This window comes from Gluconobacter albidus (assembly GCF_002005485.1).
In the GTDB taxonomy this organism is placed as follows: domain Bacteria; phylum Pseudomonadota; class Alphaproteobacteria; order Acetobacterales; family Acetobacteraceae; genus Gluconobacter; species Gluconobacter albidus.
Map to the genome: position 1 here is coordinate 2,069,366 of NZ_CP014689.1, position 14,731 is coordinate 2,084,096.

At 60.7% G+C, this 14,731-nt stretch carries 14 protein-coding genes; 5 read left to right on the plus strand and 9 right to left on the minus strand.

Features of this window, described 5'->3' with window-relative positions; translation table 11 throughout:
* Positions 1 to 27: 27 nt before the first annotated feature.
* Both A0U94_RS09535 and A0U94_RS09540 read left to right on the plus strand, forming a co-directional pair.
* Positions 28 to 2,421, plus strand: a complete 2,394-nt coding sequence (locus tag A0U94_RS09535) for a TonB-dependent receptor (protein ID WP_077803196.1) — start codon at positions 28 to 30, stop codon at positions 2,419 to 2,421.
* 5 nt (positions 2,422 to 2,426) lie between these two features.
* On the plus strand, positions 2,427 to 3,680 hold the full coding sequence (locus tag A0U94_RS09540; RefSeq protein WP_077803197.1) for an MFS transporter: 1,254 nt from the start codon (positions 2,427 to 2,429) through the stop codon (positions 3,678 to 3,680).
* Here A0U94_RS09540 and A0U94_RS09545 read toward each other — a convergent pair.
* The 8 genes from A0U94_RS09545 to A0U94_RS09580 are packed head-to-tail and all read right to left on the minus strand — an operon-like array spanning position 3,670 to position 10,900.
* Entirely contained in the window at positions 3,670 to 4,323 is a 654-nt protein-coding gene (locus A0U94_RS09545) for an aspartate/glutamate racemase family protein (protein WP_077803198.1), read from the minus strand. The two genes, A0U94_RS09540 and A0U94_RS09545, sit on opposite strands and share 11 nt — an antisense overlap.
* Complete coding sequence (locus A0U94_RS09550) at positions 4,313 to 5,149, minus strand: ABC transporter substrate-binding protein (RefSeq protein ID WP_167369373.1); 837 nt, start codon at positions 5,147 to 5,149, stop codon at positions 4,313 to 4,315. The genes A0U94_RS09545 and A0U94_RS09550 overlap by 11 nt, the downstream gene beginning before the upstream one ends.
* 11 nt (positions 5,150 to 5,160) lie before the next feature.
* On the minus strand, positions 5,161 to 6,618 hold the full coding sequence (locus A0U94_RS09555) for an amidohydrolase family protein (RefSeq protein ID WP_077803200.1): 1,458 nt from the start codon (positions 6,616 to 6,618) through the stop codon (positions 5,161 to 5,163).
* Positions 6,615 to 7,499 carry a polysaccharide deacetylase family protein gene (locus tag A0U94_RS09560; RefSeq protein WP_077803201.1) on the minus strand — a complete coding sequence of 295 codons (885 nt, stop codon included), beginning with the start codon at positions 7,497 to 7,499 and terminating at the stop codon, positions 6,615 to 6,617. The genes A0U94_RS09555 and A0U94_RS09560 overlap by 4 nt, the downstream gene beginning before the upstream one ends.
* Positions 7,500 to 7,522: 23 nt before the next feature.
* The gene (locus tag A0U94_RS09565) at positions 7,523 to 8,305 is read right to left on the minus strand and encodes an amino acid ABC transporter ATP-binding protein (RefSeq protein WP_077803202.1); all 783 of its coding nucleotides are present in this window, start codon (positions 8,303 to 8,305) and stop codon (positions 7,523 to 7,525) included.
* On the minus strand, positions 8,302 to 9,138 hold the full coding sequence (locus A0U94_RS09570; RefSeq protein WP_077803203.1) for an amino acid ABC transporter permease: 837 nt from the start codon (positions 9,136 to 9,138) through the stop codon (positions 8,302 to 8,304). Before A0U94_RS09570 ends, A0U94_RS09565 begins: the two co-directional genes overlap by 4 nt.
* Positions 9,135 to 9,947 carry an ABC transporter substrate-binding protein gene (locus A0U94_RS09575; protein ID WP_167369374.1) on the minus strand — a complete coding sequence of 271 codons (813 nt, stop codon included), beginning with the start codon at positions 9,945 to 9,947 and terminating at the stop codon, positions 9,135 to 9,137. Before A0U94_RS09575 ends, A0U94_RS09570 begins: the two co-directional genes overlap by 4 nt.
* The gene (locus tag A0U94_RS09580; protein WP_077803205.1) at positions 9,947 to 10,900 is read right to left on the minus strand and encodes an N-carbamoyl-D-amino-acid hydrolase; all 954 of its coding nucleotides are present in this window, start codon (positions 10,898 to 10,900) and stop codon (positions 9,947 to 9,949) included. The genes A0U94_RS09575 and A0U94_RS09580 overlap by 1 nt, the downstream gene beginning before the upstream one ends.
* Positions 10,901 to 11,050: 150 nt before the next feature.
* Between A0U94_RS09580 and A0U94_RS09585 the strand changes: the two genes are divergently transcribed.
* Complete coding sequence (locus A0U94_RS09585; protein ID WP_062029366.1) at positions 11,051 to 11,944, plus strand: LysR family transcriptional regulator; 894 nt, start codon at positions 11,051 to 11,053, stop codon at positions 11,942 to 11,944.
* A gap of 3 nt (positions 11,945 to 11,947) precedes the next feature.
* On the opposite strand, the gene A0U94_RS09590 is transcribed toward A0U94_RS09585, so the two are convergent.
* A complete protein-coding gene (locus A0U94_RS09590; protein WP_077803206.1) occupies positions 11,948 to 13,264 on the minus strand; it encodes a dihydroorotase in 1,317 nt (438 codons plus the stop codon).
* A 202-nt stretch (positions 13,265 to 13,466) separates the two neighbouring features.
* Between A0U94_RS09590 and A0U94_RS09595 the strand changes: the two genes are divergently transcribed.
* Positions 13,467 to 14,342: a D-amino-acid transaminase gene (locus tag A0U94_RS09595; RefSeq protein WP_208611629.1), complete on the plus strand. Its 876-nt coding sequence runs from the start codon at positions 13,467 to 13,469 to the stop codon at positions 14,340 to 14,342.
* Between the two features lie 33 nt (positions 14,343 to 14,375).
* A complete protein-coding gene (locus A0U94_RS09600; RefSeq protein WP_062029370.1) occupies positions 14,376 to 14,729 on the plus strand; it encodes a RidA family protein in 354 nt (117 codons plus the stop codon).
* Positions 14,730 to 14,731 lie beyond the last annotated feature (2 nt).

The following is a 14,731-nucleotide window of genomic DNA, read 5'->3' on the forward strand; positions in this document are numbered from 1 at the left end:
TTTTATGGCTGGAACGGAACTGCCGATATGCTGACGAAAAACGGTTATAAAATCCTTCTTCTGTCGGGCTGTGCGCTATACTTCCAGCCAGCGCTGGCAGCATCCAGTGTGAAAACCGGAAAACCCGCTCCTACACATCATGCTCCTCGCAGCCGGGAAATTTCCCACCCCGCTCCCAAAGCCATTCCCGCACACAAGGACGAATATATCTCGGTCCGCAAACAGGCCGTCGATGCCAACGGCGCTACGAACACGACGCCGGGCGGAGGTCTGATGCCCGTGCAGAGCGCTGCAAAATCCGTCAGCGGCGTCTCCCGGGACTACATTGCCAAACAGTCACCGACAGCCAATGCGGTGACCCTTCTTGCAATGAGTCCGGGCGTCGTTGTTGCAGCCAATGATCCCCTGGGTCTCAGCGACCGTATGAACGTCTCCATCCGCGGCCTGAACCAGACCGAACTGGGCACGACATACGAAGGCATGCCTGCAGGCGATCGCCTCTACTACACACCATTCGCAACCGAGTGGTCCGATACGGAGAACATCAGCCATCTCGAGGTTTCACAGGGTTCGCCTGATATTGATGCTCCTGTCTACAACTCGGTGGGCGGTCAGATCCGGGCCTCTGCGCGGCAGCCTTCCCACAAGGCGGGCGGGTACATCGACCTCAGCGGTGGCAACAAATCCCTCAACCGACAGTTTATCCGCCTCGACAGCGGCGAAATCGGCCATACCGGCATCCGGAACTACACGTCCTTTTCCCACACGGAAGTGAACAACTGGCGTGGATCGGGCAATACCAAACGTTATCATGTCGACAGCCATTTTCTGAAGGAATGGGGTCATAACAGCATCGCCCCGTTCTTCGCCTGGAACTGGATGCGCACGGACGTCTACACCAACCCCACCCTGAGCCAGTGGAAGCAGGACGGAATTTCCTATAACTACGCCGGAAAATACTCCTATGGCACATCCAATTACTACAAGCTGCGCTTCAACCAGCGGCAGAACGTCATCGCCGCCATGCCGACGGAGTTCGAACTCCTGCCGGAACTGACGTTCAAGATCACGCCTTACATCATGTATACGCGCGGCTTCATCAACAGCGGTGCAAACGTCAATGGGAATTCGATGTTCGTCGGAGACCAGTCGGTCGGAACGGTGCAGCTACCGTACAGCGTCAACAATGTCGCTACCGTGGAAAACGTCGATGCCTATACTCAGGCCGCGGGTGGCCAGAACGCAACCCTGACATGGAAGCACAAATTCAATACCCTTCAGGTCGGCTACTGGTACGATTACTTCGACCACAACGAAAATACCTCGTACACACCGGTCGAACCCAACGGCAACGTGATGAACGAGTATGGCGGCAATCCGATCAAATCGTCTTCGGGAACGGTCATCGGAACCTATAGTGGTCATCTCATCCAGCAGACAAACGCCCTCTTCATCAACGATACGATGAAATTTTTCGACGATCGCCTCGTGCTGAATGCCGGGTTCAAGGAAGTCATGGTCTCCCGCCATGCCACCAGCGCGATGCCTGGCCCGACTTATGCCGTTAACAAGAACGATGCAGAGCCGCTGCCACAGCTTTCAGTCAGCTATCGGATCACCCCCCATGACCAGGTCTATTTCAGTGCGTCGACGGCCTTCAAGGAACCGGCCGCTCTGAGCGCCTATGTCGACATCTACAGCGCCACAACGGGAAGAAAGACCAGCAGCCATTCGAGCAACCTCAAGCCGGAATATTCGATCTCCGAAGAAATCGGCTATCGCCATTACGGCGCAGTCAACTTCTCGGCGGCAGCGTTTAACTACAATCTGACCAACCGCCAGATTTCCAGCATCACCTACGTCAACAACAGCCCGCAGTCCTTCTCGGTCAATGGCGGCGGTCAGACGATCCGCGGCGTACAGGCGGAACTGAGTCTCCCTGCATGGCATCATTTCTCCCCCTATATTTCGGGCCAGTATCTCCATTCCGAAATGGGCAACAACATCCAGGTCGGAAACGATTACCTGCCGACCAAGGGAAAAGCTGCTGTTCTCGCTCCCAAATTCACCGGATCAATCGGCCTGAGCTACGACGACACCCGTTTCTTCGGAAACTTCACTTTCAACTACGTGGATTCACAATACAGCACTTTCATGAATGACCAGAGCATTCCGGCATTCAAGACGGCCAACCTGTCCGCCGGTTACCGCTTCAGGAAAATCGGCCCGGCCCAGCATCCGCAGATCCAGCTCAACCTGATAAATATCGGCGACGAGCACTATCTGTCCGGCGTGAACGGCATCGCCACGAACGCCCGCGCAACAAAGGGGATTTTCGGAACAGCCGTCGCCGCCGGGACACCGACCTATTATGTCGGCGGCGATTTTGCAGTCGCCTTCTCCCTGAGCTCCGATTTCTAACAACGATGCAGAGTCCAGATGCCATCCCGCCTGCCCGCCACGATCTGGACCACGACCTGAGGACAAGAGGATACTGGAACAGTCCCTGGTGCATTCTCGGACTGGTTCTTCTCCCCGCGACATTCCTGATGGCCATCGACAAACAGGCGATGGTCGTCATGGCGCCCCAGATCCAGAACAGCCTCGGCTGCAGTCTGGGGCAGATCAGCAATGTCATTTCCGCATACTCTTTTACCTATGCCCTCTGCCAGATCCCCGCTGGCTGGGTCTGCCGCCAACTGGGCGCGGCCCGGACCTATGCGCTGGCCTGCCTGTTCTGGTCCGTTGCCCTGCTTTCCACGGCCTTTGCCACCACGATCGCAGAACTGATCCTGTGCCGCGCGCTCCTCGGCATCGGGCAGGCGCCGGACTGGACGGCCGCACTCATCACCGTGCAGCAACGCTTCAGTTCCATTCACCGCTCTTCCGTCATCGCAATCCTGCTGGCCGCACTCTCCCTTGGAGCCGTCGTGGGCGCGCCTCTTTCCGTTTTTCTTATGACATCACTGTCATGGCGTCTGTGTTTTGCGATCTACGGAACAGCAGGGATCCTGCTCTTCGGCATTCTTCTGGCCTACAGCCGCAAAGCGGCAGAACCTTCGGTGCCGCAGAACAGGGCCAGCATGACAGAACCCTTTGCCCTGTCCCGCCTGTTCAGTATCGGAGGGGCCTATTTCTGTCTCATGGGCGTCGAAGGATTTTTTCTGGCCCTGTTTCCCCTGTACCTGAGGAACACATTCCACCTGAACATGAGCCATGTCGCCTGGTACGTTTCTGCATCCTATCTTGTCATTCTGCTGTCAAAGCTGCTGGGCGGCGTCGCGTCGGACATGCTGCTGCGCGCGGGTTTTTCGCAATGGCGCGCACGGGTTCCGCTTGGAATCGCAGGGCTCGGCGGCGGGACAGCCTTTCTGGCCGTGGCCCTGATGATGTCGAGCGGCACAGCCATGCTCCCTCTCGCCCTCATCGCAGCGGCGTTTCTGGGATTAGGCCAGATCTCGATCTGGTCCTGCGTACAGGAGTTCGGCGGGGCATCCACGGCGCAAGTGTCATCGTGGACGCAGTTTCTGGGGAACCTGTCCGTTGCGGTGGTGCCGCTGGCCATGTCGTGGAGTGTTACGCTTCTCGGGGATTGGTGGCTGGCGGATGGGATGCTGGTGTTTCTGGGGCTGGCGGGGGTTGGAGCGCTGGCCTGTGTCCGAGCACCTATCAGGGCCTGAGGGTAAGGTCTCCGATCAGGAGGGCGACGGCCGCGCGGGTGGGTTCGATGACGGGGCGTTGGCAGATGTCTTCAAGATGCGGCTGGAAATGCGCCATGCCTGCACAGCCCATGAGGATCGTATCGGCGCCCTGATCGACGAGGCGTTTTGCCGCATCAACCATCCTGTCGAGCAGCGCATGATCCGTGGCACCGGCAGCCGTGGTGCCGATGCCGAGACTGCCGGCATAGCGCTCGCCCACACCCATTCCGCGCACCAGACGGCGCTGACGGAAGACCGATTTTTCGGACAGGGCGATGATGCCGAAGCGGTCTGCCTTCGTCAGGGCGTGCAGGATCGCGCTTTCCCCGATCCCGCGGACTGCGGCGCCCGGTGTGTTTTCGCGCGCGCCCGCAACGCCCGGATCACTGAAACAGGCTATGGCGTAGGCTTCTGCCGCGTTGTCGCGGATGGCGCGCTGCACCAGCGGCGCGACCTCGTCGGCATCGCTCTGCAACGCAACACCTGGTGGGGCTTCGGGAAGATCCATCACATCAATCCGGAAGGACGTGCGCTCGCGCATCGGAGCAAGCGCGGCATCAATCGCACGCGTCACCTGAGACGAAGAATTGGGGTTGATAACGAGAATACGGTCAGGGAGCATGATCGATGCACTCCTTGGGAACGGGCTGCGCCGGAAGGGCAGCATTTTCGGGCAGGTGCCATTTATGGATCAGGGACAGATAGGTTCCGTCCTGCTGAAGCGCCAAAAGCGCGTTTGAGACGCGGCAGGTGAAGGCGGCGTTCCCTTTGGGTAGGCCGATGCCCAAAGGGCTCAGATGAAACGGCTCACCCAGAGCCTGAAGCGTGTGGCCGCTGATTTCAACCGTCCAGGGAAGCGTCAGGCTGTCTTGCAGGGCAGCAACCACGCGACCTTCGCGAAGCTGGAGCCGCGCATCTGCCGAGTTTTCGGTCGCGAAGAGAAGGACGGGCGGACGATTTTTGGCCACGCAGTTGCGCTCGCTCCAAGCCAGAAGCTCGGCGGGAACGGAGGTCACGCGGCTGGCCGCCACCCTGCGGCCGCAGAGTTCAGGCAGGCTGGACGGGGCCTGATCGTCCCCCGAAAGGGTCACGAACTGGAAGCCCGATTGCAGGTAATCGACAAAGGAGACGCTCTGGCGTCGCAGGGGCGTATCCACCATGCCGTTGAAAAACATCCTGATCCGCCCCGTCAGAAGGGAGGGGATGAGTTGCGCAAAACCCGTCTCGACCATCCGGGGCGCCATGCCCATCCGCTGGCTCAGGGCCGTTGCGAGATCGACATCGAAGCCTTCGAGTTCGCCCGTAGTGGTGTCGCGCATGTCGAGCGGCGGATAGCTGGGATACAGCCCCAGCGGGAGATCAGGGGCCTCGGCTTTTGCGGCACCGAGACCCAGAAGCGCGATGACCGCGAAGAAGTGCGGCATGAACCGCGCTACAAACGGGGGCATGGCGCGGCACATCAGCGGCGGGTCGGAAAGGTGGGCGGCACGAGTGTTTCCACGGACCGGCCCAGCCGGTCACGCTGGGCAACGGAGCCGACAATCCGCGCCTGCTCCTCGACCAGACGGGAAGTCGCACCTTCATAATCCATGGTGAGCACCCTCCCCTTCTCCACGACCTTGCGGCCCGCCACGTAGACGGAGTGGATGGCGCGGTCATCGGCGGAGAAAATGAGCGAGCGCACCGGATCGATCGAAGGACGCATCATCGGATGCGACAGATCGACCAGCACCAGATCGGCCGGGCCGCCGGTTTTCAGGCGGCCGATATCATCCCGTCCGAGCAGGGAAGCGCCCACACAGGTGGCAGCATCGAACACGTCACGCGTGGAGACGGCTTCGGGGCTCTGTTCCTGCACGCGGCCCAGATAGGCTGTCAGACGCAGATCATCGAGCATGGTGTGCGGGTAGGTGTCTGTCCCCAGGCCGATGCGGATTCCGGCGCGTTTGTAGCGTCCGAAGTCACGCAGGACGTAGCCGCGCCGGGCGAAAACCGTAGCGCAATGCGCGACACCCGCGTCCCGGCTGGCGAGGATGTCGAGATCGCGTTTCGTGTGCCAGGGCGTGGACGGATGGTCGTCCAGAAAGATCGCATGGCCGACGATGCTGCGGCTTGAGAGCACGCCCAGACTGTCGAGCCACTGAACGGGCGTCATGCCGTGGCGGCGGGTGATTTCCTGAAACTCGACGATCGACTGCGCCGCATGTGTCTGCCACGGCACATCGCGTTTTCCGGCGGCGGCAAACGAGGCTTTCAGGATTTCGGGGGAGCAGGTGTCGATCTGGGCCGGGACGATCATGCCGGACAGACGGCCCGACGCATTGGCCTGTGCTGCGTCCACGGTTTCCAGCGCTTCGTCCATCGAGCGCTGCCCGCCGTCCTCGCTCCAACTGTAATCGACGGTATAGCCGTTTGTGGTTTTCCATGCGGCGGAGCGGAACATCGGCCCCAGACAGACCCTCAGCCCGCTTTCCGTCGCCGCATCGAGCCAGCCCGCCCACGGCGTGGACAGGTCCACGATCGTGGTGACGCCCGAGAGCAGCATTTCGCTATAGGCCACGCGGGCGCAGTCCGGTTTGCTGGCGGCATCGGCGCGGAAGACCGGCATGTATTCGTACAGGGACGAATAGAACAGGCCGGGGGAGCCGAGCTCATCGAACATGCCCCGGCTCATGGGTTCCGTCGCCGGGTGGGAATGGACATCTACCAGCCCCGGCATGGCCATGAGATCGCGCCCGTCCACATCGACCGGCAATGCGGAATACACGTCCGGCAGTTCCGATGCAGGGCCGGCGAAAACGATCCGGCCGTTCTCGATCACGAGGTCGGTGTCGGGCGCATAGACATGCCCCGCACTACGCTCGTCCCACAGGACGGCCTGTCGCAGTCCGGAAATGCGGATCGGACGGGCGGTCATGGTGCGGTCGATCCGGCCGCTTCACACGCCTCGAAATGGCGGGCGATCTGCTCGCCCGTGGCGATCCAGACGTCACGGCATTCGATCGTGTAGAGCAGGAAATTGCGCAGCAGACGCAGACGCATCGGACGGCCACTGACCAGCGGGTGCAGGACGGTGCCGACCATGCCGCCCCAGGCGCGTGTTTCGTCCAGTTCGTCCTTCCACATGGACAGCACGTGTTCCTTCGGGAAGATCGAGCGCGCACCAAAGCGGGTGCTGAGGCCGTGCATCCAGTCATCGAAACAGGAGGATGGCGGAAGCTCGACGACGCCCGGCGTCAGGTCCGGCAGGATCTGACGGTAGGGGCGCACATCATCACGCCATGAGCTGGAATAGAGCATGCCTTCGCGCTTAAGCGCCGTGCGCAGTTCGTCACAGCTTTCTCCATAGGGCGCTCTGTAGCCCACGGGGCGCACGCCATGCTTGGCCAGCGCCTCGAAACCGCGTGCCAGTTCGTCCTCGATATGCGCCGATCCGGGATCGGGCAGCAGGTGATGATAGCCGTGATGGCCGACTTCGTGGCCGTCGCGCAGAACGCTTTCCACCATCGCAGGGTAGGCATCCGCTGCCCAGCCGGTCGTGAAGAACGTGGCCTTGAGGTCCAGTTCACGCAGCAGTTCGAGGACCTTGGGTAATCCGACACGGGCTTCATAGCCGCCATAGGACATCGAGACGAGCTTGTCCGCGTGGGACGGGTCCTTGCTGGTGATGGCACTTTCGGCGTCGATATCGAAGGACAGCATCATCGCGGCCCGCATGCCGTGGGGCCAAGGGAATTCAGGCGCTGCCCCTGCGAGGTTCGAGGGGCGGATCGGAACGTCGTCGTAACTGCGAGTCATGGGGTATCTCCGCGTGTGAAGAGTCAGGCAGTGGTTTTCTGGCCGAGGACGGCGGCGAGGAACGCGCGTGTGCGGTCTTCGCGTGGGGTTCCGAAGAAGTCGGCGGTCGGGGCATCTTCCAGAATGACGCCGCCATCCATGAACAGGATGCGATCGGCGACTTCCCGGGCGAAAGAGAGTTCATGGGTGACGACCAGCATCGTCACGCCGCTGGCCGCGACGCTTTTCATGACGGCCAGCACATCACCTACGGATTCCGGATCGAGCGCGCTGGTCGGCTCGTCGAACAGCATGACGGTGGGTTTCAGCGCCAGCGCGCGGGCGATGGCGACGCGCTGCTGCTGGCCGCCGGAAAGCTGCGCGGGATAATGATCCGCGCGATGCTCCAGCCCGACGCTGCGCAGAAGCTCCAGCGCTTCGGACCGGGCTTCCGCAGCCGCGCGCTTCTGCACGCGGACCGGCCCTTCCATGACGTTTTCAAGCGCCGTCATGTGCGGGAAGAGATTGAAACGCTGGAAAACCATACCGGCCAGACGTCTCTGACGGGCAATGTCATGCGCGCTTCGGGGGACCAGTCGTCCGTTCCGCTCCCGGAGGCCGAGCAGTTCGCCGCTCATCACGATCAGTCCGTCTTCCGCTGTCTCAAGCTGGGCGATGCAGCGCAGCATCGTCGTCTTGCCTGACCCGGAACCGCCGAGGACGCACACGACCTGTCCCGGTGGGATATCGAGCGACACACCTTTCAGAACAGGGTTCGTGCCAAACGATTTGTGCAGGTTCCTGATCCAGATCGCAGGTTCGGTCATGAGGATTTTCCTCGTGAAAAGCGGCGTTCAAGCAGATGCTGCAACGGCGAGAGGGCAGTCACGGCGGCCAGATACCAGAACCCGGCGACGATCAGCAGTTCGATCACCCGCGTGTTGGCGTAATAGATCGTCTCCGCATTGTGCAGGACTTCGGGATACTGGATGAGGCTGGCGAGCGAGGTCAGCTTGATCATATTGATGAATTCGTTGCCCAGCGGCGGGATGACCGTCCGGAACGCCTGCGGGAAAATGATGCGGCGCATGGCCATCAAGCGCGTCATACCGATGGCGGACGCGGCTTCATACTGTCCGCGATCCACGCTCTGGAAACCGGCGCGAAAGATTTCGGCAATATAGGCGGCCTGATTGAGGCCCAATCCGAACAGCGACGAGAGAAACGGCGTCATGAGATCGACCGTCCGGTACGAGCCGATGCCAGGCAGGATGACGTGCGGAAAGATCAGCGCAAGGTTGAACCAGATCAGCAGTTGCAGGATGACCGGCACGCCACGGAACAGCCAGACGTATAACCCCGAGACGATCCGGGGCAGCCAGGCCGTGGATAACCGGCCCAGCGCCAGAACGATGCCCGCGACCATGCCCAGCGCCATGGCGCATACCGCCATCAGCAGCGTGGCGCCAACGCCGCGCAGGATGGACGGTACAAAAAGGAACTGGCCGACATAGCGCCATTCGATCTGCCCCACGACGAAGGCATGGATGATCCAGGCGCAGAGGGCGAGCAGCACGACGCCCGAGGCGATCTGCGTCCATGCGATACCCCTTCCACGCGGCAGGGCAAGAAGCCGGGAAGACTCTGTCATTCTGGTCATGGTGTTGATCCGTCTGAGTCCGGGTCGGAAAGTGCGGCGTCCTGAAGGGACCAGCGCTGAAGAAGGCGTGCGTAGGTTCCGTCTGCCCTGAGACTGGCGAAGGCGTGCGCGACCTGTGCCTCAAGGGCAGTCTGTCCTTTGGGAAAAGCCATCGACAGCAGCATGTTCGACAGCGGATTTCCCAGTCGGCGGAAGGCGTGATGGGTGATATCGATAAAATATCCGACCGTCTCGCCCCCCTGCACCATGGCCGCAACGCGCCCCTGAAGGAGCTGTATCCGGGCGTCTGCCCCGCTTTCGGATGGGTAGAACACCATCGCGGGACGTCCCTGCGCCTCGCAGTGGTCGTGACTCCACTGCCGGATCATGGTGGGGAAGGATGTGGCGCGGCTGGCAGCGACCCTTCGGCCGCACAGCATCTCGGGGCTCCGGACATCGCCCTGTGACAGGACGAGGACCTGTGCGCCGGATTTGAGATAGTCCAGAAAATCCAGAAAGGCGCGGCGTTCGGGACGGTCGGAAAATCCACTGAGGATCATGTCGGTGCGGCCGCTCTGGACCGAGGGAATCATTTGCGGGAAGGCCGTCTCAACCCATTCGGCCTTCACACCCATGCGGGCCGCCAGGGCATTTCCGAAATCAATGTCGAAGCCGGTCAGGCGGTCCGTGACCGGATCGCGGAATTCAAGCGGTGGATAAATCGGATTAACCGCAATCCGGAGCACTCCCGAAGACGCCTGTGCGCCCTCCACATGCCCCCAGAGGAGACAGGCCGTCAGAGACAGGAGTGTCCGGAATGTCGACGTCATCAGCCGATTTCGTCCTCCGGGTAGATGACGCCCGTCTGGCTTGTGATGCGGGTATACCATTGCGGCCGCCGATGTGCCTCGAAGTTGAACATCTTGGTCTTGCCCTGCTGGCAGAGATCAAGATCACAGTCCGCGACAATCACTTCGTCGGCAAGGGTCGTGGTCTGGGCCACAATCTGGCCGTTCGGGTCAACGATGCAGCTTCCGCCGATCAGGCAGGACCCGTCCTCGTCGCCCGCTTTTGCCACGGCTACGGCCCAGCAGGCATTCATATACGCATTGGCCTGCGCGACGAGCTGCGCATGGAAGGTGCGCAGATCCGCACTTTCGGTATCGCCACCGTTTGGATCGTAGGCGGCGGAATTATAGCCCACGCAGAGCAGTTCCATGCCTTGCAGGGCCAGCGTGCGCCAGGCTTCCGGCCAGCGGCGGTCGTTGCAGATCAGCATGCCGATAAGGGCACCGGACCATTCCGCTCCCGCACGATAAACCGGGAAACCGAGATCGCCATATTCGAAATAGCGCTTCTCGAGCTGCTGGAATTGCGCGCCGGGCCTTGGCTCGACCGAACCCGGCAGATGGACCTTGCGGTACTTGCCAAGGATCGTGCCATCGCACGCAACAATAATGCTGGTATTGAAACGTTCGCCTTCGGGCGTGATTTCCGCGTAGCCGACATAGAAGCCTATGCCGAGCTCCCTGGCCCGATCGAACAGAGGCTGGACCTCCGGATTGGGCATGGAACGCTCGTATTCCTTCAGGAGCTCTGCTCCCTCAAGCAGCCAGCGCGGGAAGAATGTCGTGAACGCGAGTTCGGGATAGACAACGAGCGTGGCACCTTTCGAGGCTGCCTCTTCCAGAAGGGCGATCATGCGCCCGACCGTATGGCTCCGCGCATCGGCTTTCTGTGTCGGGCCCATCTGGGCTGCGGCAATCCGAATGATCCGTCCCATAGTCATTTTCTCTCGTCCGGGTCTCATATGCGGCACGACGGCGAACCCCTTCGCACACCGGCCGGTTACAAATTCATTGCCATTTTGTTTCGGTTAGCTCAATAATCCCGCTAATCAGATATCCCACCTTCATATTCAAAAAACTTATAGATGAACCTCCGCCAGATCGAGATCCTCCGGGCGATCATTCGCCACAACACAACCGTCGCAGCCGCGCGCGTTCTGGGGCTGTCGCAGCCTGCGATCAGCAACGCCATCCGCACGATGGAGGATCAGGTGGGCTTCGCCCTGTTCCAGAGGGTCAACAACCGGATTTACCCGACGCCTGAAGCCACGATCATCGTGGATGACGCGGAGGCAATCTTCGATCTGCATGAACGGCTCGAAGGCCGGATTCAGGATCTTCGGGACAGCCGGGCCGGGCAGCTCCGGCTCGTGGCCACACCGCCGATCGGATACGGGATGCTGGCAACGGCGATCCAGCGCACGCAGTCCCTTCGGCCGAAAATCCGGACGTATTTCGACGTCCGGCGCTATGAAGGCGTCGTCAACAGTGTGGAAAGCCACAAGGCGGAACTGGGATTTGCGCTCGGCTTCAGCGGCAAGCCGGGGCTGGCGTCGGAAGTTCTGTATCGCGGCGAGATGGTCTGCGTCATGCCGCCGGGTCATCCGCTCAGCGAACGCCGGCAGATCCGCCCCTGGGACCTGCGGGACTATCATTTCATCGCCCTGGAATCCGGCACCAAGCTCGGGGAAGCCACACGCGCGGCCTTCGATCAGGAAGACGAGGGTTTCACCTTCTCTGCCGAAGTCCGCTACGCCAACACAGCCTGTACGCTTGCGGAAGCCAATGCGGGGGTCGCAATTGTGGACCCGCTGACGGCCTCGTCGGGGCGCTTCAAACTCGTCAGCCGCCCCTTTGCACCGGCCATTCCCGTCGCCGCGTATGCGATATGGTCCGAGAACCGCTCGCTTTCGCGGCTTGGACGCTTTTTTCTGGAGCGCGTCCGCGAGGTTGTAACCGATCTTCCCAAAGAGCCTTGAGCATCAGGAAAAGGACACGACCGCACCGCGGGGCGATCCGATGATTTCGTCCTCGCGCATGACGGCCTGACCGCGAATGACCGTCATGACGGGCCAGCCCGTGCAGGACACGCCTGCAAACGGTGTCCAGCCGCAGGGAGACGTAATCCAGCTTTCCTCGATCGTCCGGCGGTGGGCAAGATCAACGATCGTGAAGTCCGCGTCATAGCCCGGAGCGATATGCCCCTTCCCGACTGCGCCATAGACGCGCGCGGGACCAGCGGACATCAGCGATACCATCCGCTCAAGCGGCAGACGACCGGCGTTCACATGATCAAGCATGATGGGGACAAGCGTCTGCACGCCCGTGAGACCCGCAGAAGTCAGCGGCCAAGGGCGTTCCTTGGCCTCACGGGAATGGGGTGCATGATCGGAGCCGATGCAATCCACATCTCCCGCATTGACCGCCGCCCAGGACGCATCGTAGTGGCGCTGGTCACGGATGGGCGGGTTCATGATCGCGTAACCCCCAAGGCGATCGTAAACATCCGGTCCGACCTGCGTAAGGTGATTGACCAGAACCTCGACCGTTCCGATATCCTTGAAATCGCGCATATAGGCGAGTTCTTCCGCGGTGGAGACATGCAGGATATGCGTCTTGCGCCCTGTTTTTCGCGCCAGCGACATCAGGCGGCGGGTGCCAAGAAACGCACATTCTACGTCCCGCCATTCCATATGCGTGCGATAGGGCTGGCCGACGGAAAAGAGCTTCTTACGTTCCTGAAGGCGCGTTTCGTCCTCTGAATGGTAGCAGACGCGGCGGGTGCCATTCCGCATCAGGGCTTCGAGACTGGCATCGTCTTCCACAAGAAGATCACCCGTCGATGATCCAGCAAAGACCTTGATCGCGCAGACATTGTCCTGAACTTCGAGTATATCCAGCGTGTCGATGTTCTTCTTCGTCGCCCCGACATAGAGCCCGATATCACACCAGCTCTTACCCGGAATCATGGCGCGCTTGCGGTCCAGAACCTCTTGGGAAACCACTGATTCCGCCGTATTCGGCATGTCGAAAACCGCCGTCACGCCGCCAAGAATGGCGCCCCTCGTTCCGTCATGGATGGTCTCGACGCTGGCATTGCCCGGTTCGCGCAGATGGACATGCGGGTCGATGATGCCGGGCAGGACGTGCAGACCAGTACAGTCGATGACTTCGGTTGCCTCTGCGCGACCGAGATCTCCGATGGCGACGATCTTTCCGTCACGGCAGCCAATATCGGCGCGTTCCTGCGACGAGGTGACGACAGTCCCGTTTTTCAGAATGAGATCGAAATGGTCCATGAGGGTCGTCCTTGCCTGCTCTGGGAATGATATCGGGTCGAAAAATACTCCATGTCAGGCATGAGTGCGTCCAGTGTCCGCTCTATCGGCAGTTGTGGGTCACTATCACGCCCATGAATAGCCAGTCCGGATATCCGATACGCCAGCGCGGGAAACTTCTTTTATACAAGGCCTCAACAGACCGGCTTGCAGTGGAGGGATCGTGTCGACTATCGACAACCGTATCGGGTTCGTTATGGGTAAATTCGTTCCTCTTCGGGAGGCCGTCATTCCTGTCATGGATCGCGGGTTTCTTTTCGGGGATGGCGTCTATGAGGTGACGGCCGTCATTGAGGGGCGTCTGGTGGATAACGACCACCATCTCCGGCGTCTGGACCGCTCACTGGCAGAGATCGGCATTGCCAACCCGTTCAGCATCGAGAAATGGACTGGCATTGAGACCGAACTCATGCGCCGCAATGAACTGCGCAACGGGCTGATCTATATTCAGGTCAGCCGCGGTGTGGCCGAACGGGCTTTCCAGTACAAGGACGGTCTTGAGCCCACCGTGGTGATGTTCCCGCAGTTCAACCGGGTCCAGTCCAATCCGGTCATCGAAACCGGTGGGCGGATCATTACCGTGCCCGATCTGCGCTGGGCGCGACGGGACATCAAGTCCACATCGCTTCTGGCGCAGGTCATGGCCAAGCACGCCGTGAAACAGGCCGGGGTGAACGAGGCCTGGATGCTGGATGGCGACGAGATCACCGAAGGCGCTTCCTCGACCGCATTCATCGTCAGTGCGAGCAACGAACTGATTACGCGCAATCTTTCTCAGGATATTCTTCCGGGCATTACGCGACGCACGATCATCGAAATTGCCAAACGTCACGGTCTGACGATCGTGGAGCGGCCATTTTCAAAGGTGGACGTTCTGTGCGCGGCGGAAGTCTTTTATACGAGTGCCTCGACGATCGCCGTCCCCGTTATCGAAATGGATGGTGTGGGTGTCGGCGGCGGTGCTCCCGGTCCGGTTTTCCGCAGTCTTTATGATGCTTATCTGCAGGACGTCATGCAGCTGCCCGCAATCATTTCCTGAAATTTCCTTCCCCAAGAACAAGGACCATCAGCAATGTCGATCACACGTCTGGATCCTCACGAGCGCCTCAGCGGCGCTGTCATCTGCAATGGCATGATCCACTTTGCGGGTCAGGTGACCACCGACGAAACCCTGGACACCGAAGGCCAGACCGCCAACGTCCTCCATCAGATTGACAGCCTTCTGGCACAGGCCGGAAGCCGGAAAAGCGACATCGTCTCCGTCCAGATCTTCCTGACGGATATTTCCGAGATCGGCGCGATGAACAGAGCGTGGGACGCCTGGCTCGATCAGGACGCCAAGCCTGCACGGGCCACGGTGGAAGCCCGTCTGGTGGACCCCGCCTGGAAAGTCGAAATGACGCTGGTTGCACGCCTCGGCTCCTGAGG